The sequence below is a fragment of the Bifidobacterium asteroides genome (genome assembly GCF_009683175.1).
GTDB classification, from domain to species: Bacteria; Actinomycetota; Actinomycetes; order Actinomycetales; family Bifidobacteriaceae; genus Bombiscardovia; species Bombiscardovia asteroides_H.
This window is the reverse complement of sequence record NZ_WKKW01000002.1, coordinates 274,770-293,119: the sequence shown is the minus strand read 5'-3', so window position 1 is coordinate 293,119 and position 18,350 is coordinate 274,770. Positions and strand designations below refer to the sequence as shown.

Sequence of the window (18,350 nt, the reverse complement as noted above, 5' to 3'; positions counted from 1 at the left end):
TCTTGCTACAGAAGGCTCAGCTCAGTTTCGAGGCGGCATCAGCGTCCAGTAGCCAGAGGGTCTCCAGGGCCCCCCTGGCATAAGAGGAGGGGACGTGGGGATCGTCTGTGGTTCCCAGGGCAGCAGCCACGGCCGAGGCCTTCTCTGCAGTTGAGGTGAAGAGCCAGACCTTGGGGGTCCGGCGGATGAATGGCGTGGTCATGGTGACCCTGAGCGGGGGCAGCTTTGGGGAGTTGCTGACACCCGTCACCAGCAGAGAGTCATCCTGCAGCCTGACCTCGGGGCGGTCGGGGAAGAGGGAGGCATAGTGTCCGTCGGGGCCCACGCCAAAGACCGCCAGATCCATCCGGCCCTCAGGGCCCAGCTGATCGATGATCTCCTGCTGATATGTGGCTGCCGCCTGGGTCAGGGCCCGTTCGTTCTCCTCCTGGTCGGCGGCCTCAACCTGGGCTGGGCTGCGGGTGTCCACAGGCATGGGATGCACATTGGCCTGTGGCAGCAGCCCCTGATTAATCAGCGCGCCGTACCAGGCCCGCCGTGCCTGTTCGTCGTTGCGGTCCGGGTCTTCCAGTCCCACGAACCGCTCATCGCTCCACCAGAGGTGGACCCGGCTCCAGTCCACGCTCTGGCTCAGGGGATCAGCACCCATCAGGGCGTAGACATCCGCCGCGTCCCGGCCACCGGTCAGCGCCAGGTCGGCCCGATCCTGACGGGCCAGGAGGTCTCCCAGCTCCAGCAGGATGCGGGCTGCTGTAGCCTGGTTGAGCAACTTGGTTGTGGCATAGGTCACGGTACGACGATCGGTCATCTGATCCTCCTTGCATGCAGGTGATGCTGGCCTCAGCCTACACCCGGGCGTTTGCATATGAATTGAGTCGCTACGAAGCGCCTACTGGTGGTCGACCATTCCCCAGCCGGTGTGGATGACATCCTGATAGACCTCGTCAGGATCCAGCCGACCCAGTTCCTCGCTCATGCAGTCCACGGCAGAGCGCAGGGGCATGGAGATGGTTTGTGGGGCTTGACCAGGCTGGTTGATCCGGGCCTGGTCGTCATGGTGGCGCTCCATGCTCATGACTCCGTCAGGGCGTTCGAAGTAGACACCGGTGACAGCCTGGGCTTGCGGGTCACGCTCCACAGTGACTGGCACCTTCAATTTCAGGGCCAGCCAGGAAGCCAGCAGCTCCAATGGCAGGTAGTGGGCCTGGCCGGTCACCCTGACTGAACGGATGGGCAGGTGGGGCGGCTGCTGCACCATGGATGTCAGCAGCGCTCGCCAGATGGTGATCCTGGTCCAGGACAGGTCCACGTCCTGATTGCGCGAATGGGCCAGCAGCCCGGCGAAGGTGGCCTGGCGATCGTCGGCCTCCATAGCATCGGTGATTCTGCTGGCGGCCATGGTCCCGATGGGATCCTGCGAGGGATCCAGGGGTGGATTGGTTGGCCACCAAACCACCAGAGGGGCATCCGGCACCAGGAGGGGGATGACCAGAGCATCGGAATGGTCCAGCAGGGCCCGCACTGGTCGCAGGACCACCACCTCACCGGCGCCAGCATCCGAGCCGAAGCGAATCTCGGCATCCAGTGTGCGCTCGCCGTTATGGTCGGTGCTCTTGCAGGAGACGCAGTCTTCAGAGGACTGTGCCGCAGTGGTCGGCTGATCCGCTTCTTGTTCGGTCTGACGGTCTTCGGCATTAGTCACTATGGCGATCACCCGGCAGGGGTGTTCACGACTTGCGGCGTTTACGGTCTCCAAGGCCGTCTCCAGATGGGCCTGCTCGGTGACGATGACCAAGGTCAGTACCCTTCCCTGGGCGGCCTCTCCGCGTTCGACGTGGAGCTCGTCGATCTCCCGAGCGATGGCGGAGGTAGTGGTGTTGTTCAGTCTGACGATCATGGCATCCTCCAGTGGTATCCGTCGCGGGCCAGCATCAGATCTGCCTCCCGCGGACCCCAGGTGCCGGCGCGGTAGGGCTGGGGTTGGCCCTGTCCGGCCCAGAACTCCTCGATGGGGTCCAGGATCTTCCAGGAGAGATTGACCTCTTCGGTGGTGGGGAAGAGGGGCGGGTCTCCCAGGAGCACGTCCAGAATCAGTCGCTCGTAGGCCTCTGGGGAGGCCTCGGTGAAGGAACGCCCGTAGGAGAAGTCCATGTTGACGTCGCGCACTTCCATGGCTGAGCCAGGGGTCTTGGCCCCGAAGCGCATGGTCACGCCCTCATCGGGCTGTACGCGGATAACCACGGCGTTGGCGCCCAGTTCCCGGGTGGCTGTGGCCTCGAAGGGCAGGTGGGGGGCACGCTTGAAGACGATGGCGATTTCGCTGACCCGCTTGCCCAGGCGCTTGCCTGTGCGCAGGTAGAAGGGGACGCCGGCCCAGCGACGGGTGTCAACATCCAGCCTGATGGCCGCATAGGTCTCGGTGGTCGAGGAGGGGTCGATCCCGTCCTCGTCCAGGTAACCGACCACGTGCTGGGATCCCTGCCAGCCGGCCGTGTACTGGCCTCGGGCGGTGTGGGCCGCCAGATCCTTGGGAAGACGGACAGCGGACAGGATTTTGGTCTTCTCAGCCGTCAGATCCGACGCTGAGAAGGAAACTGGCTCCTCCATGGCTGTCAGGGCCATCAGCTGCAGCAGGTGGTTCTGGATGACATCCCTGGCTGCTCCGATTCCGTCGTAGTAGCCGGCCCTGCCGCCGATGCCCATGTCCTCGGCCATGGTGATCTGTACGTGGGAGACGTAGTTGGAGTTCCAGACGGGCTCGAACATCATGTTGGCAAAGCGCAGGGCCAGGATGTTCTGCACGGTCTCCTTGCCCAGGTAGTGGTCGATGCGGAAGACCGAATCCGGCTCGAAGACCTCGGAGACCACCCGGTCAAGCTCCTTGGCCGAGGCCAGGTCGTGACCGAAGGGCTTCTCGATGATGACGCGGCGCCAGGCCCCTTCCTTGGAGTGGGAGAGCCCCGACTCGGCCAGCTGACGGGCCACCTGGGGGAAGGCCTTGGGCGGTACCGACATGTAGAAGGCATGGTTGCCACGGGTGCCCCGGACCCGGTCCAGTTCAGAGACGGTGGCCGACAGGTTGCGGAAGGCCTCGGCATCGTCGAAGCTGCCCTTGACGAAGCGCATGCCCTGGCTCAGATGCCGCCAGGTGGACCCGTTGAAGGGGGTTCGGCAGTGGGCGCGGACGTTCTCCTCTGCAAAGGCGACGAATTGCTGGTCGCTCCAGTCGCGCCGTCCGAATCCGATCAGCCCGAAACTGGCTGGCAACAGTCCCCGATTGGCCAGGTCATAGACGGCCGGCAAGAGCTTTTTCTTGGCCAGATCGCCGGTGACGCCGAAGATGACCAATGAGCTGGGGCCTGCGATGCGCGGCATACGCAGATCGCGCGGGTCCAGCAGGGGGTTGTGCCAGGGCGCCTGTCGACCGCCGTCCTTGTCGGGGGGAGCGGTTTGGTCGGCGGAGCGCACAAGTGGTGAAGTGTCCATAGTGCTCCTCGTGAAATACTGTGGCTACCAGTCTACTGTCGGCAGCAGAGGGGAGGGGTTCGTTGTCCGCTGAAGTGTGCATAGCGTCGCAAAGGTCACATTTGCGGCAGGGATCCCTAGAATGGTCGGTATGATTCCCAATGTTCCCATGGCCGAGGCCCTGCATCGTCAGTATGCGCCCTCCCAAGCCGCCTATGAACTGATACATACCCACTGCCAGATCATCGCCGCCCTCGCGGTGCGGATGGCCGACCAGGTCAACGAACGCCTGCTGCGTGGTGATGACCTTGAGGGGGTCCTGCCCGAGCGGCCTCTGAATCGTGACCTAGTCCGCACGGGTGCCCTGTTGCACGACATCGGCACCTACCGGATCCTCAAGGATGACGGCTCAAAGGGCCGGCCCCTGACCTTCCAGGGCGAGAGGTACATCGAGCACGGGTTGGAGGGCTATCGCCTGCTGTTGGACGCTGGGGTGGACGAGTCGGTGGCCCAGTTCGCCCGCAACCACACCGGGGTGGGGCTGACCCGTCGCCAGGTGGAGGAGGAACATCTGAACCTGCCGCCGGACGACTACCTGCCGGTCAACCCTGAGCAGGAGGTGGTCATGTATGCGGACAAGTTCCACAGCAAGCATCAGCCGCCCATCTTCGTCTCCCAGCCCACCGCCGCCAAGCGCACAGCCAAGTATGGTCCCGACAACCTGGCCCGCTGGAAGCAACTGGTGGCCCGGTACGGGGTGCCGGACCTGCAGCCCCTGGCCAAGCACTATGGCATGACCATCGTCTGATCCTGCCGGACAGGCCCCCAGGAACTGCGGAAGCGACCGCCGAATTCGCGCAGCATCCACGGATCCGGTTGATAGGGGTTGGCTGGATCGGTCCGGCAGGCTGCAACGGCTTTCAGAAAAGAGACCATCCCCTGCGATCCGTAATTGTAAGGAGCTGCGCACCAGACCGGGTTTCCCTCCAGAACAAGAGGCCGATCCGATCCACGGAGGAAGGCCAGATCCACGCTGATTGGTGCAGGAGATTGACCCTTGGCTGCCTGGAGGGCACAGTCTTCGGCGATTCTTCGATGCCTTGGATTGAAGACGGCGCCGTCGAAGACCGTGGTAATGGCCCGGGAGCCCTCGCCCTCATGCAGGCAGTATCCGCTGGAGGCTGCAATCCTGCCCCTGTCGACGATGACCCGCCATTCCTCATGGACATCGGGCAAGTGGGTCTGGATACGAATCAGCGATTGCGGAGGTGCTGTACGCAGATTACCCTGCAGGTCTTCAAGGGTTCGTCGTGCTGCAGGCAGGCCCGATACCCGGCCGGCGGCCAGCTGCGACCAGGGGCGCTGTCCCAAGCCTGATGGCAGTCGGCGCCAGGTCAGGATGGTTTCGGCCGTCGCGGTCAGAATCCTGCGTCCGGTCAGGGACTGGTCCAGCCCATCCAGCCACATGGTCGGTGGGGATGACAGGGCCCAGGAGGGACGGCCATGGGATGCCAGCCAGGCGTTCTGGGCGATCAGCAGTCCTGGAGTAATCCATATGGCTTCCTTGGCGCCGACCTCCCGAACGGGTCCGAATCCATGGTGATGGTGCAGGATGACCGCCTGCTGCCAACGTGGGTCCTTGTTGCACAAATCGATTTGTGCGGCCATGACCCGGGGTATCCACTCCTCATGGGTGATGACCGAACAAATCAGTGCAGCGTCGTCCGTTCCCGGTCCGGAAGGGTGGGGCTCAATCGACGATGAACCGGTCGTCGTAGGTGTCCTCGTCTACAGTGTCCGAACCGCCCGAAGTCAGGATGATCACGGTGCAGTCATGACGGCGGGAGACTCGTTTCAGGGTGGCCAGCAGGGTGTCCCAGTCGCCCGGTTCCAGCCCCTCGGTGGGTTCGTCGGCGACGAGCACATCGCACTCGCAGCACAGGGCTCGGGCCACGGAGGCCAGGCGGAAGTCCAGGTGGTCCAGATCAGCGGTCAGCTTGTCCTGCAGACGCTCTGGGAAGCCCACCTCGTCCAGCAGTTGACGGGCCAGGTTGTCCTTGGGGCCCAGGAAGGTGCGCCCACTGGCATCCATGGTGTAAACAAGGTTCTGAACGGCGGTCAGGTCGCGCCTCAGGGCATCGGTGCCAAAGATGGCTCCAATCTGGTGGCCGCGATAATCGGAGGCCAGCAACTGGCGCAGGTCCGTGCCCCGGAAGAGCACACTGCCCTGGGTGGGAGCTCGCAGACCGGTCATCAGAGCCATCAGAGCGGCCCGTCCGGAAGGCGAGGTGGTCTCCACCGAGTAGATGCGGCGTCGTTGGAAATCCAGATCGACATCGTCCAGGATCTGTTCGGGGCGGCCCTGGACCTTGCGGGTGTAATCCACATGCTTCAGGGAAAGCACTGGGTAGCCGCCTGGAACCAGCACACGTTGGTCCTTGGTCTCCGACAGCGGGTCCTCTTCCTGATCGCCATCGAGATCTTCGGCATCTTCATGCTCGATGACCACTTTGAAGGCAGCCAGCGAGACATCTTCTTCCGAAGAATCATCCTCCTCGGACCTTTCTCCCGTCTGAATGGGTGCTTCTTCCTCGGATGCGGGCAGCGTTTCGGCGCTGGTGTTCTCGGCGGCTTTTTGTTCGGTGTCGGCCCTTGTTTGATCGGCTTGTTTCTGATCGGTCTGTTTCTGATCGGTCGTTGCCTGGGACTCCTCGTTAGGCTGCTGGTCTGATGTCTTTTCGCTCATGCCTCGTCCTCCAGGTCGTTGGTGTATAGCTGGGCGGTCCGGAAGGCCGCTACCCTGGCGGCTGCTGCCAGAGCTAGGACCAGGCAGACGGCCAGGCCGATCAGGACCATCTTCCAGATCAGACCGGCATGAGGCATGCTGGCCAGGCTTCCCAGCCGGAAGAGCGACCGGCCCAGGGGTCGGCTGATTGCGGCACCCAGAGCCAGGCCCAGGGCCAGTCCGGGCAGGGTGATCAAGAGGGTCTCCAGGGCGAACTGCCAGCCCAGCCGGGCCTTGTGGACTCCGATGGTGACAGCCATGCCGATTTCGTTGGCGCGGCCGCGCAGCATGAGAAAGAGGCAGCCCAGCAGAATCAGCCCGCCCAGCAGGCAGGCCAGGATGAGGGTGGTTCGCGCCTGGTCGGCGGCCTGGTGGACCGGCTCCATCCGCCGCTGGTAGTCCTTCAGGCTGGGAGAGTCGATGTCGTACTGCGAGGCCTTGAGCCCGTCCTTGCGCAGTTCCTTGATGAACTTCTGGTAGGTGCTCGGCGAATCCAGGACGAAGGCCACCAGCAGTTCATGACCAGGGTCTCCTGGCTTGCTGGCCGTATCCAGCCCCAGCATGGCGAAGGTGGGGTAGGCCGTGTAAATGGCCCGGTTGGCTGCCTGGTCGGCCGCCTTGCGGTAGTGATAGGTGCCCGAGACGGTCAGCTTGACCTGCTGATCCTGCTGGCGGGGATCCTTGATGGTCAGGGTGTCGCCCACCTTGAGCTTGTTGGCCTGTGCCATCTGCTTGGAGATCAGCACGGTCTGGGTGCCGGAGGCATTCTGCGAGGCGTAGTCCAGGCCCCTGCCCTGGTCCAGCACGAAGGGGCCGTGAGGCAGGGTGGGTTCGGCCGCCTTGTCGGAGACGCCCACCAGGGAGTAGCTGCCTGACGGGGGCAATCCCTCCGGGTCGATGTTCGCGGTCTCATGGAAGTAGGCCTTGTACTGCATGCCATCCATCTGCAGGCGCTGGGCGTACTTGGAATACTCGTTCCAGCCCAGGGGGGATGCCTTGGTCCCCTTGCGTGGGCTGATGACGGCATCCACCTGTTGGGATTCGTAGTCGGTGGTACGTGCCTTGGTGTCAGCCTGGAGCACGGCGGCCGCCGTCGTGGCCAGTGCCGTCACGACCAGGCAGGCCAGAACCATGACCAGGCTCCGCGCCGCATGCCGCCTGATGGTGAACCAGGCGTTCTTGAGAACGAACATGACACCCTTCCTGATAGCGTTCCAGGGATGACCGGGCGGCCCACGATGGCGGGCCTTAAGTCCGGTCGCCGTCCTCCAGTCTAGCCAGGGACGTTCCCAAGCTAGCGGTGCGAACTTGGAGCTTGCTGAATGTCCTGCTCGGCCTCTGCCAGGTCGGCGTGGGAGAAGTTGCGCACCTTAAGGGAGACGGCCAGAGCGGCCAGAATCAGCACCAGGGTGAAGATCAATCCGTAGTGGGTGCCCCTGGTGAAGGCCTGGGCTTTATCGGCTCCGGCTGCATGCCCCTCGCCCATGGCCAGCAGGGAGGTGGTGATGGCCGTGGCCACGGCTCCCACGATCTGCTGCATGGTGTTGATGATGGTGCTGCCGTCGCCGGACTGCGGGCCGCTCAGAGAGTTGAGCGCGTAGGTCTGGGCCGGCGACATGGCCAGGGGGCAGCCGATCATGAGGATGATGTGGGCAACCACCACCAGGGCCACAGGGGTGTGCGGGCCGGTGAACAGGAGGATGACCGTACCCACCAGTGCGACAAGGAATCCGCAACGGACGGGAATTCGGGCCCCGAAGCCGTCATAGAGCCGTCCGGCGAAGGCTGAGACCAGGGCGTTGATGGCGCCGCCGGGCAGCATAAGGATGCCGGTCATGGCCACGGGCAGGAGCAGCCCTCGCTGCAGGAACTGGGGCAGCAGATACATGGAGGAGAGGATGACTGCGAAGTCAAGCATGACCAGGGTGGCACCGTAGCGGAAGGCCGGGATGGAGAAGATGCGCAGGTTGAGCACCGGGTGCTCCAGGCCCAGCTGACGACGAATATAGAGGACCAGGGCTACTAGGGCCACGACCAGGATGATCAGGGTGACCGGGGAGAGCCATCCGTACCGGCTGGCCAGGCTGACGCCTGCCACCAGTCCGCCGAAGCCGACAATGGACTCCAGAATCGAGGCCAGGTCGGGCCGCTGGTGGGTGATGGTTCCCACGTTCTTCAGGAAGCAGACGGCGAAGATCAGGGCCACAACCAGGAAGGGGGTGAAGAACCAGAAGATCCAGTGCCAGGTCAGCTTGCCCAGGATGATTCCGGTCAGGGTCGGGCCGATGGCGGGGGCGAACATGATGACCAGGGCGCACATGCCCATGACCGTGCCCAGTCGCGCCGGCGGAAAGATCAGCATGGCCACGGTGAACATGAGCGGCAGGATCAGGCCGGTGCCGATGCCCTGGATCAGCCGTCCCGTCAGAAGGACAGGGAAGGTGGGGGCCATGGCCGAGATCACTGAGCCCGCCAGGAAGGCGACCAGGCCGAAGATCACGGTCTGCCTGGTGGTGAACCACTTGGAGATCAGACTGGAGAAGGGCAGGACAATGCCGATGACCAGCATGTATCCCGTGACCAGCCACTGCACGGTTGCGGCGGGGATTTGGAAGCTCTCCATCAGGTTGGGCAGGGCGATATTGAGCGAGGTCTCGCTCAGCATGCCCACGAAGGCCCCGATCATCAGCGCGGCGATGGCCGGCCAGGGATGGGGGACGGCCGGGCGTGACCGGTGAACGGAGGCAGAGGTGGACGTGTTTTGCACGATGATTATCTCCTTCTTCAGACAAACAGCACGCCATCTTAGGGAGACGGTCATTTTTTCGTAAGTCGGCATGTCTACTCGCTTCGCCGAAGGCGTGCCACATCGGGACGGAAAAGGTTATGCTCGGGAATGGTCGTCAGAGACCATAAGGAGGGTGTGTGTGGATTGGCATGCAGCGGTCTACGGGTCAAGAGCGGGTGGTTCAGGAGGCCATGGCTTCTATGATCCGGGCGACGAGGAGGAGGGACGGACCTTTGGCGACCCGGACACCATCTCTGACGCCGCTCTGCGCCGGTTGGGCGGCAAGGCCTACTTCCGTGCCCATCAACTGCTGGATGACCGCCGCTTTACAGACCTGCGCCTGCGGCACCTGGGGGCTTTGACCGTTCTCAAGGGGCGTGTGCCCGCCACCTATCAGCCGGATGGCGACTGCATGGTTCAGGCTCGGCTGGACGAGCAGGCCCATCGGGTCATCGACTCCTCCTGCACCTGCCGGGCATTTGGGCGCCAGGGTCCTGCTTGCAAGCATGTAGTCGCCCTGATCATGGCCTACAACGAGTCCAGCCAGTCCTTTGCAGGATCGGATGACTGGATCGGCGACCAGGGTCGATCCCGGTCCACCCGATCGACCTCGGGATCCCTGGCGGCCTACATGCACCGGCAGGAAGGTCGGCGTCGGCAGGCCTTCCGTGACCGCCAGCTGAGCCTGCTCAAGCAAGAGAATGGACCGGTCGGAGGCCGTCACCTGCCCATTGGCTCAGTCGGGCTGATCCCCGATCTGACCAGTGAGCGCGGCGGCTGGCTGGTCCGCCTGCACATCACCCTGTCCTCCCACGGGGTCGCCTACCTGGTCAAGGATCTGCCGGCCCTGCTGCGCGCCGTGGACCAGGGCGAATTCATGTCTTACGGACGGCGGCTGGCCTTCATTCATTCTCGTGACACTTTTGATGACCGGGCCCAGGCTCTGCTGACCATTCTGGAAAGGGCCGGCGCCATCCGCCGCAGCCTGGCCGAACAGGAGGGGGGCATGCGCCGCCGTCTTACACGTGCAGGATTGGCGGGGATTCGACTCAGCGACGACGAGGTAGCGCAGATTCTCGATCTGTTCGTGGATTCCGGGCTCACCCTCGATTACACGCCTCCCGAGGACTCCTTCCTGCAGACCATGCCTGCCCCCGTGGTCGACGGAGACCCAGACCCCGGCATCGCGGTCAGCAAGGAGGCGGACGGCTACCGAATCACCCATGCCCTGGCCGTGGAACGCTTCATCGTAGGCCAGGCTTCTTCCTTCGTTATTGTGCGCCCCTCGCAGCCTGGCCTGGGGCTGGATCCGGGGCCGGTCATCCACCGTTGCAGCGCGCGTTTCTTGCGTCATCGGGACCTGTTGGAGACTCTCTGCCGCCCTGGGGAGGATCGGGATCTGCATCTGGATGCAGACGACCTGGACCTGTTCGCCCGGACCGTTCTGCCCGACCTGGACCAGGGTACCCAGGAAGGATCCGGGCTCTCCGCCAGTCTGCCCGAGGAGCTGGATGCCCGGCGACGGCCACCCTGCAGGATCGAGCTTTATTTGGACAGGGATCGGCAGGGGGTCAGCTGCGATCTCAAGGCCCGCTATGGGGGCCGTCTTCTGTCCGTCGGCGCTGACCCTGCCTCGGAGGATGAACCCGGCAGGGACCGGGAGAGCGAGTCTTTGGCCCGGCAGACGGTCCGTCGCTACTTCCCCCTGATGGAGGAGGGGTTGGCCCGCATCCCCGAGGAGAATGAGGAGGCCATCCACACCCTGCTGACCCGGGGCCTGCCCGTGCTCAAGGGCCTGGGACGGGTCTTCTCCACCCCGGCCTTCGACGGGTTGAGCGTCGTCTCCCATCCTCAGATCCGCGTGGGTGTGAGGGTGCGCTCCGGTCTGGTCGAGATTTCGCCCATCGCCGATGAGGTACGGCCCGAGGAGGCCGCTGCCATTCTGGCCGATCATCGCCGCCGTCGGCGCTTCCATCGCCTGCGCAACGGGGCCTTCGTCGAGTTGGCTGATCTGAATACCGAGGCTGTGGACACCCTGGCCGAAGATCTGGGTATTGACCCGGCTGATCTGGCCAAGGGGCCGGTCCGTGTGCCTGAATTTCAGCTCGGCTACCTGGATGCGTTGGTGCCTGAGCAGGACCGCGATTCCAGCTTCCGCGATTACCTGAAGGAGCGCAAGCCTGATCCTCAGGGGTTCAAGGTCCCTGACGGGTTGCAGGGGCAGCTCAGACCTTACCAGGTCGAAGGGTTGCGTTGGCTGTGCACTCTGAGCGACCGTGGATTCGGTGGCATCCTGGCCGACGAGATGGGCCTTGGCAAGACCATACAGATGCTGGCCTACCTGCTCTCCCGTCGGGATCAAGCCAGGGATCGAGGGCCTTCGCTGATTGTCTGCCCGGCCTCCTTGGTCTACAACTGGGAGGCCGAGTGTCGTCGTTTTACACCGGATCTGCGGGTGGCGGTCCTGGCCGGAGGGCGCAGCCAGCGTCAGACTTTGCTGGATCAGGCCAGGTCCTACGACTTGCTGATTACTTCATATGACCTGCTCAGGAGGGACCTGGACCGGTATCGGAGCCTGCCCTGGTATGCCTTGGTCTTGGACGAGGCCCAGTACATCAAGAACCATGCCACCAAGGCCGCCCGGGCCGTACGCGCTCTGGACAGCCTGCACCGGTTCGCCCTGACCGGTACACCCATCGAGAACAGGCTTTCCGAGCTTTGGAGCATCTTCGACTTCCTGATGCCGGGTATGCTGGGCCCCTACTCCCGGTTCCGGGACCGCTTCGAAATGCCCATACTCAGCGGCGATCAGGATGCCCAGTCCCGGCTCCAGGCCCTGGTGGGACCCTTCATTCTGCGCCGGCTGAAGTCTCAGGTGCTGACGGATCTGCCCGAGAAGATCGAAAACGTGATCAGCGTGCCCCTACAGGGTCGTCAGCGCAAGCTCTATGCGGCCCTTGAGCATGAGCTGAGGGCTACCCTCAACAAGGAAAGGGACCAGGAGTACGAGGTCGGCAAAATCCAGGTCCTGGCCCAGCTGACCAGGTTGCGGGAGGTCTGTTGCGATCCGCGTCTGGTCTACCAGGATCAGGGCCGGGACCGGCGTGGCGAGTCGGCCAAACTGGATGCCATCGAGGATCTGGTGGTCTCCTGCCAGGATGCCGGGCGTAAGATGCTGATCTTCTCCCAGTTTACCTCCTACCTGGACCTGATAGCTCAACGGCTCCGTCGGCTGGATGTGACTTACGATCTGATCACCGGCGCCACATCCAAGAAGAGGCGGCTGGAGCTGGTGGAACAGTTCAATAGGGATGCCACGCCGGTTTTCCTGATCTCTCTGAAGGCCGGCAATACCGGGCTCAACCTGACCGGAGCCTGCGTGGTGGTCCATGCGGACCCCTGGTGGAACGCCGCAGCCCAGGAGCAGGCCAACGACCGCGCCCACCGGATCGGTCAGACCCAGGACGTCAACGTCTATCAGGTCGTAGCCAAGGACACCATAGAGGAACGCATCCTCAACCTGCAGCACAGCAAGAGCGACCTAGCATCGCGCTTTGTCGATTCCGCCGCCTCCACCGGCGCTTCCAGTGTGGCAAGACTGAGCAGAAAAGACCTCCTGGCCCTGTTGGGTTGAGCGGCTTGGACTGGGCGTTGACAGTCTGTATACACAGTGTCATCGATGGCGAGGTTGACGGATACCTGGGAGTCGGAGCAGAAGCGGCAGACTTCCATTGATTGGGAGTCCTAGGCTTTTTATTGATTCATATTCAGATGAGGCGTAAGCCAAGTGTTTGGATGACGCGGCAAAGATTGATAGAGATTCGCTTGTGCTTATTCTTGCCCCCCTGCATTAGCGCTCGATGAGGTCGAGCATCACAATAATCGGGCCTCTTCCGTCTGCCAATGGTTGCTATGTCCTGGCCTGTTGGGTTTTGTTCTTGGATATATTCGTTTATAGCATGCGGCCTGATTTTCGCAGGGTCATATTTCATTACCCGAGATGTAATGTGCTTGCCATTTGGACATTTCTGGTTTTCCTTGTGAGCTGACAGTGGTTGAGATGTTGATTGTCATCCTGCCGAATTCAGTCTTCTCCCCTGTCTAGTTCCATGCCAAAGGGACGGATTCTTTTGTGTTGTTTCCGTCGTCGCAATCTTACTTGTTTAGGGCGGGACTATAATAAATTTACGGTATTAATATCGAAAGTTACGTTATAAATTATGCGAGTTACTGCAGCGAAGAAGGAATGAGCATGTTTGAGCCCATGTGGCTATCGCCAAAAGTCATAAGACCCATAGTCGGCACCCGCAGGTTCTATATTGAAGGTCTTGATTTTCAAGATCCTGTCGCGGCGCGCATATATAGAGAACTGCTTGATTTCTTCGGGGCTAGCCAAGCGGCTGACCGGCAGTGCGCGGATTTGGTCTTCATAATGAATTCCGCTGCCCTACCTGCAGAACGGGACGGGGCCTATCGCATCCACACAGAGGGGGATTGTGTCTGCATCGAAGGCAATACGGCCACGGCCCTCCTCTATGGCCTATACGGATGGGTGCGCAGAAAGGCATGCGGGCAGCAGATCGATGACTTTGAGTCAGTGCCGAATCAGGCATTGAGAATGATTGATCACTGGGATCAGACGGATGGTTCGGTTGAGCGCGGGTACGCAGGCGAATCCATCTTTTTCGGCGTTCTGGGTTCTAATAGCCATGCTGATTTTCGTAATTTTCCTGATCGGCGCCAGGATGATCCTTTCCGAGGTGATCTGGCAAGGGTGACCGCCTATGCCCGTCTTCTGGCGTCAATCGGTATCAATGCCATAGCTTTGAACAATGTGAATGTGCGAGGCGAGGCCAGGAAACTGATTGTCGAACCATACCTCGACCGGGTTGCAGTGCTCGCCGACATCTTCGGGCAATTCGGCATTCGGGTCTTCCTGTCGGTGAACTTTGCTTCGCCCATCGATGTCGGCGGTCTGTCCACGGCGGACCCCCTTGCTGATGAGGTCTCGGATTGGTGGGAAAAGACAGTCGCTGATATATATCAGCGTATTCCCGCCTTCGGCGGTTTTCTGGTCAAAGCGGATGCTGAAGGAGAACCGGGCCCCATGCGGTACGGGCGCACACACGTCGATGGGGCGAATATGCTGGCTCGACCCCTGTCCAGGCACGGCGGCCTTGTCATATGGAGAGCTTTTGTCTATGACTGCAATCAGGACTGGAGGGATAGGAGCCTGGATAGGGCCAAATCCGCATATGAGAATTTCATCGGTCTTGACGGGCTGTTTGCTGAAAATGTCGTTCTCCAGGTCAAATTCGGCCCCATCGATTTCCAGGTCAGCGAGCCTGCCAACCCTTTGATAGGTCGCATGACCCATACGAATCTTATGATCGAGTTCCAAATCACCGCTGAATACCTAGGACAGCAGATTGACGTCAACTATGTTCTGCCGCAGTGGCTGGCAATGACCAATTGGGATACCTGTGCCCCACAGGTTGATGCACGTGTCAAGGCCGTGGTCCCGAAGCTGTGCCTGGTTTCCGCTCATACGGGTTTCGCAGGAGTCAGCAATGTGGGCATGGATGACAACTGGACAGGAAACACCCTGGCTCAGGCCAACCTTTACGGGTTCGGTCGTATGTGCTGGGATCCCGATGCAACGGTTGGCTCCATTCTGGATGAATGGATGACGCTCACCTTTCCTGATTTGCGCGGCCCGGCAAGGGAGGCCGTCAGTGAGATCATGCTCACTTCGAACAAGACCTTCAAGAACTACACCGCTCCTCTGGGCGTAGGGTTCATGGTCAAGCCCGGTTTGCACTATGGCGTGGACGTGAACGGATATGAATACGATCGGTGGGGCACGTATCATTTTGCTGACCGAGACGGAATCGGCGTGGACCGAACGCAATCAACTGGGACAGGTTTTACGACCCAGTATCATCAGGCTCTTGAGGAGCGGTTCGAGCATGCGGAAACAACCCCGGACGATCTGCTGCTCTTCTTTCACCATCTGCCTTATGACCATGTGCTTCATGATGGGCAGACGCTCATCCAGCACATCTACAGCTCCCATTTCGAAGGCGTAAAGGAGGTTGAGCGATATATAACGCTTTGGAAGAAAGTCAAAGGCTCGATTCCCCAGGCTGACTGGGAGAACGTGGCAGACAGACTCCAGGCGCAGAAAGCCGACGCAGTCGAATGGCGCGATCAGATAAACACATACTTCCATCGCATGAGCGGAGTGCCCGACAAGCTCGGCCGCAAGATTTACGCATAAGGGGGAAATACAGATGATCATTGACAATCCGGTGTTAAAGGGCTTCCATCCTGATCCATCCATGATTCGTGTTGGGGACACCTACTATATAGCCACTTCCACATTCGAGTGGTTTCCCGGCGTACGCGTCCATTCTTCACGTGACATGGTCCACTGGCAATATGTGACCAGCATCCTGAATTCCGAGAGAATGGTCAATCTGCGTGGTGACCCCTCCTCGGGCGGCGTCTGGGCTCCTGACCTCTCCTATTCCGATGGACGGTTTTGGCTGGTCTTCTCGGATATCAAGACCGTCACGGGCACCTTCAAGGATGGCACCAACTATCTGACCAGCGCCGAGCGCATAGAAGGACCCTGGACCGATCCAGTGCCCATCAACTACGTGGGATTCGACGCGTCCCTCTTCCACGACGATGACGGCAGAAAGTATCTGATTCAGCAGACCTGGGATCATCGTGAGTATCATCATCACTTCGATGGAATAACACTGACTGAATTCGACACATCCACCATGCGGCTGTTGCCTGAGACATCCAGAACCATATGGAGGGGAACGGATGTCAGGTTGTCTGAGGGCCCTCATCTTTACAAGATCAATGGGTGGTACTACTTGTTCGCGGCCGAGGGGGGCACGACTTTCTCTCATCAAGAGACCGTCTCTCGTTCGCGGACGCTTCAGGCTGGCTCTTTCGAAACCATGCCGGGCGATGAGCCTTTCCTGAGCAATTTCGATACCCCACGGTCCTACCTGCAGAAGCAGGGGCATGGATCGCTGGTGAACACCCCCACGGGAGAGTGGTATTACGCATCGTTGTGCGCTCGTCCCTGGCACCGACCCCAGGAGTCGGTCGTGGATCCTCGAGGGTGGTGCACCCTAGGTCGCGAGACATCCATCCAGAAGGTGGAGTGGGACAAGGACGGATGGCCTCACATCCAGGGAGGCCACGGAGGCAGTCGGTATGTGGAGGCTCCCAGAGATGCCCCAGTGTCTTCGCAAGAGCACGAGGAGGGCCATCAGCATGATGATTTCGAATCGGATACGCTTGGTCCGGATTGGTGTACATTACGGGTGCCCTTCAATGAAAAAATGGGCTCAGTGGGTGCAGGTTCCCTTCGCTTGAGGGGCCAGGGGTCGCTGCATAATCTTTTTGACTTGTCTCTGGTGGCCAGACGCTGGCAGGCCTTCGACTTCGACGCTCAGGTGCGGATGGATTTCGAACCGAGGTCCTATCAGGCTATGGCGGGGTTGACCAACTATTACAGCGACGCAAATTTCAGTTGGATATTTGTCACCTGGGACGAAAGGCGTAGCACGCGGGTGATTGAGGTCGCCCAATCTGATGGAAATCGTTACGTCTCATATCTCAAGGATGAAGCAATTCCTGTGCCTACGGGCGCTCATGTCTGGTTTAAAACCAAAGTCCGCACTTCGTCCTACTCCTATCAATACTCATTCGATGGTCGTCACTGGGCCACGGTTCCGGTTATCCTGGATGCGGCAGTCCTTTCGGACGACCATGTGTATAAGCAGATTGACGGTTACTTTACCGGTGGTTTCGTCGGCTTGGCAGCGGTTGATTATTCGGGTTATGGGAGCCTGGCCACTTTCAGCTCCTTTGATTACAGGGAGCTAAAGGAGAAACCATGATCAGCGGTGTGCAGATGTTCTGCTCGGAGTTCATGGGCACCGCCCTTATGATGGCCATCGCGGTCATGGTTGCCGCCAGTAGGTCGCTCCCCAAGACAGGGGCCTATCGAGCCGACTGGATCAACGCCTCGTTGGGCTGGGGTCTTGCTGTCTATGTAGGCGTATATGCGGGGTGGAGAACGGGCGGCCATCTCAATCCTGCCGTGACCCTGGCCAGGGTGGTCGGTCACTGGATTGATCCACAGGCGACCTTGAACGGTCTGGCCATGGGCAAGGGCGGTATTCCGGTCACCTTAGCCAATGTGGCCATCTTCGTTTCCGCCCAGTTCCTGGGGGCTTTCTTCGGCACCTGCCTGGGCTACCTGGGCACTCGCAAGCATTTCGAACTTCCGACCGATACAGATACCAAACTCATGGTTTTCTGCACCAAACCGGCCATACGTTCGAATTTCTGGAATCTGGCATCGGAGGCCATCGGTACGGCCATCCTAGTTACCTGGGTTTTCCTCAATGGAGGGACACCTACCCAGGTCGGGCCCTTGGGCGTAGCCCTGGTCATCACGGTTCTGGTCATGGCCCTGGGCGGGGTTTCTGGTGCGGCCATGAATCCTGCACGTGACTTTTCCGCTCGATTGGCTTACTGCCTTCTACCCATGTCCGGCAAGAAGGATGCGGACTGGAGCTACGCCTGGATACCCTTCGTCGGGCCGATCGTCGGAGCCTGCATCGGCGTGTTAGCGCCTGCCTGGATGGGGCTTCTGCCTTGATCGTCGGCATGGAAAAGCCCCTGGCCCTGTCAGGGGGTTATTACGACAGGGCCGGGGGTCGAATTGTATATGCAGCTCGAGCTCAGTAGCTGGCTGAGGTGGGCTCCTGGAAGCGGACTGTCAGCCCGCGGCCGTGGTGAAGGAACATCTCTGCGCCATGGCGGTCGACGTCGCGATGGGTGAAGAGCATGCGGATGGCGAATGCCGTCTGGGCATCATCGGGCAGGTCCAGGAAGGCCTTATGGGCATCCCAGCCATCAGCTGCGACAGCCTTGTTGGGTACGTAGGCATATCCATAGCCGTCCTCGTCCACGTAACCCAGGAAAGGCAGGTCCCATGCCTGGTGGTAGCTCAACTGATCCTTGTAGTCCTCGACCTTCTTGAGGGCTTCGTCGCTGATGCCGTATTTGCGGGCGACCTCGTTGGCCTTGGCGGTCTTCGCGGCGGCATCTTTTCCGAACATGGAAGTATCAACAACAATGACTGTATCGTCTGCCATGACTGACCTTTCTGTGTGACGGCCTGCACGTGTGACAATCGACATCATGACCGTGCAGGGCCATGACCGTTCAGGTGACCGTCCATCGTCGACGGTGACCTCTGGATGCAAGATTCCT

At 60.9% G+C, this 18,350-nt stretch carries 13 protein-coding genes; 5 read left to right on the top strand and 8 right to left on the bottom strand.

What is annotated here, in order from left to right; all coding sequences use genetic code 11:
- Window positions 1–16 precede the first annotated feature (16 nt).
- From pgl to zwf, 3 genes are all read right to left on the bottom strand, one after another.
- Entirely contained in the window at window positions 17–808 is a 792-nt protein-coding gene (gene pgl, locus GKC41_RS05210; protein WP_154313269.1) for a 6-phosphogluconolactonase, read from the bottom strand.
- 81 nt (window positions 809–889) lie between these two features.
- Window positions 890–1,897, bottom strand: a complete 1,008-nt coding sequence (locus tag GKC41_RS05205) for a glucose-6-phosphate dehydrogenase assembly protein OpcA (protein WP_154313268.1) — start codon at window positions 1,895–1,897, stop codon at window positions 890–892.
- Window positions 1,894–3,375, bottom strand: coding sequence for a glucose-6-phosphate dehydrogenase (gene zwf, locus GKC41_RS05200; RefSeq protein ID WP_229281657.1), 1,482 nt, complete (start codon window positions 3,373–3,375; stop codon window positions 1,894–1,896). Before zwf ends, GKC41_RS05205 begins: the two co-directional genes overlap by 4 nt.
- A 232-nt stretch (window positions 3,376–3,607) precedes the next feature.
- Between zwf and GKC41_RS05195 the strand changes: the two genes are divergently transcribed.
- Window positions 3,608–4,273, top strand: a complete 666-nt coding sequence (locus tag GKC41_RS05195; protein WP_154313267.1) for an HD domain-containing protein — start codon at window positions 3,608–3,610, stop codon at window positions 4,271–4,273.
- On the opposite strand, the gene GKC41_RS05190 is transcribed toward GKC41_RS05195, so the two are convergent.
- From GKC41_RS05190 to GKC41_RS05175, 4 genes are all read right to left on the bottom strand, one after another.
- Window positions 4,252–5,133, bottom strand: coding sequence for a hypothetical protein (locus tag GKC41_RS05190; protein ID WP_154313266.1), 882 nt, complete (start codon window positions 5,131–5,133; stop codon window positions 4,252–4,254). The two genes, GKC41_RS05195 and GKC41_RS05190, sit on opposite strands and share 22 nt — an antisense overlap.
- A gap of 82 nt (window positions 5,134–5,215) precedes the next feature.
- Window positions 5,216–6,211 carry an ATP-binding cassette domain-containing protein gene (locus tag GKC41_RS05185; protein WP_154313265.1) on the bottom strand — a complete coding sequence of 332 codons (996 nt, stop codon included), beginning with the start codon at window positions 6,209–6,211 and terminating at the stop codon, window positions 5,216–5,218.
- Complete coding sequence (locus tag GKC41_RS05180; RefSeq protein WP_154313264.1) at window positions 6,208–7,443, bottom strand: FtsX-like permease family protein; 1,236 nt, start codon at window positions 7,441–7,443, stop codon at window positions 6,208–6,210. Before GKC41_RS05180 ends, GKC41_RS05185 begins: the two co-directional genes overlap by 4 nt.
- 101 nt (window positions 7,444–7,544) lie before the next feature.
- A complete protein-coding gene (locus GKC41_RS05175; RefSeq protein WP_324612050.1) occupies window positions 7,545–9,017 on the bottom strand; it encodes a DHA2 family efflux MFS transporter permease subunit in 1,473 nt (490 codons plus the stop codon).
- 160 nt (window positions 9,018–9,177) lie between these two features.
- On the opposite strand from GKC41_RS05175, the gene GKC41_RS05170 reads away from it, so the two are divergent.
- From GKC41_RS05170 to GKC41_RS05155, 4 genes are all read left to right on the top strand, one after another.
- Window positions 9,178–12,672 (top strand): SNF2-related protein, encoded by a 3,495-nt coding sequence (locus GKC41_RS05170; RefSeq protein ID WP_324612049.1) that lies wholly within the window; start codon window positions 9,178–9,180, stop codon window positions 12,670–12,672.
- Window positions 12,673–13,284: 612 nt separating this feature from the next.
- The gene (locus GKC41_RS05165) at window positions 13,285–15,318 is read left to right on the top strand and encodes an alpha-glucuronidase (RefSeq protein ID WP_324612048.1); all 2,034 of its coding nucleotides are present in this window, start codon (window positions 13,285–13,287) and stop codon (window positions 15,316–15,318) included.
- 13 nt (window positions 15,319–15,331) lie between these two features.
- Window positions 15,332–16,966, top strand: coding sequence for a glycoside hydrolase family 43 protein (locus GKC41_RS05160; RefSeq protein ID WP_154313262.1), 1,635 nt, complete (start codon window positions 15,332–15,334; stop codon window positions 16,964–16,966).
- Window positions 16,963–17,733: an MIP/aquaporin family protein gene (locus GKC41_RS05155; protein WP_154313261.1), complete on the top strand. Its 771-nt coding sequence runs from the start codon at window positions 16,963–16,965 to the stop codon at window positions 17,731–17,733. Before GKC41_RS05160 ends, GKC41_RS05155 begins: the two co-directional genes overlap by 4 nt.
- Window positions 17,734–17,815: 82 nt before the next feature.
- On the opposite strand, the gene GKC41_RS05150 is transcribed toward GKC41_RS05155, so the two are convergent.
- On the bottom strand, window positions 17,816–18,232 hold the full coding sequence (locus GKC41_RS05150) for a glycerophosphodiester phosphodiesterase (protein WP_154313260.1): 417 nt from the start codon (window positions 18,230–18,232) through the stop codon (window positions 17,816–17,818).
- Window positions 18,233–18,350: the final 118 nt, after the last annotated feature.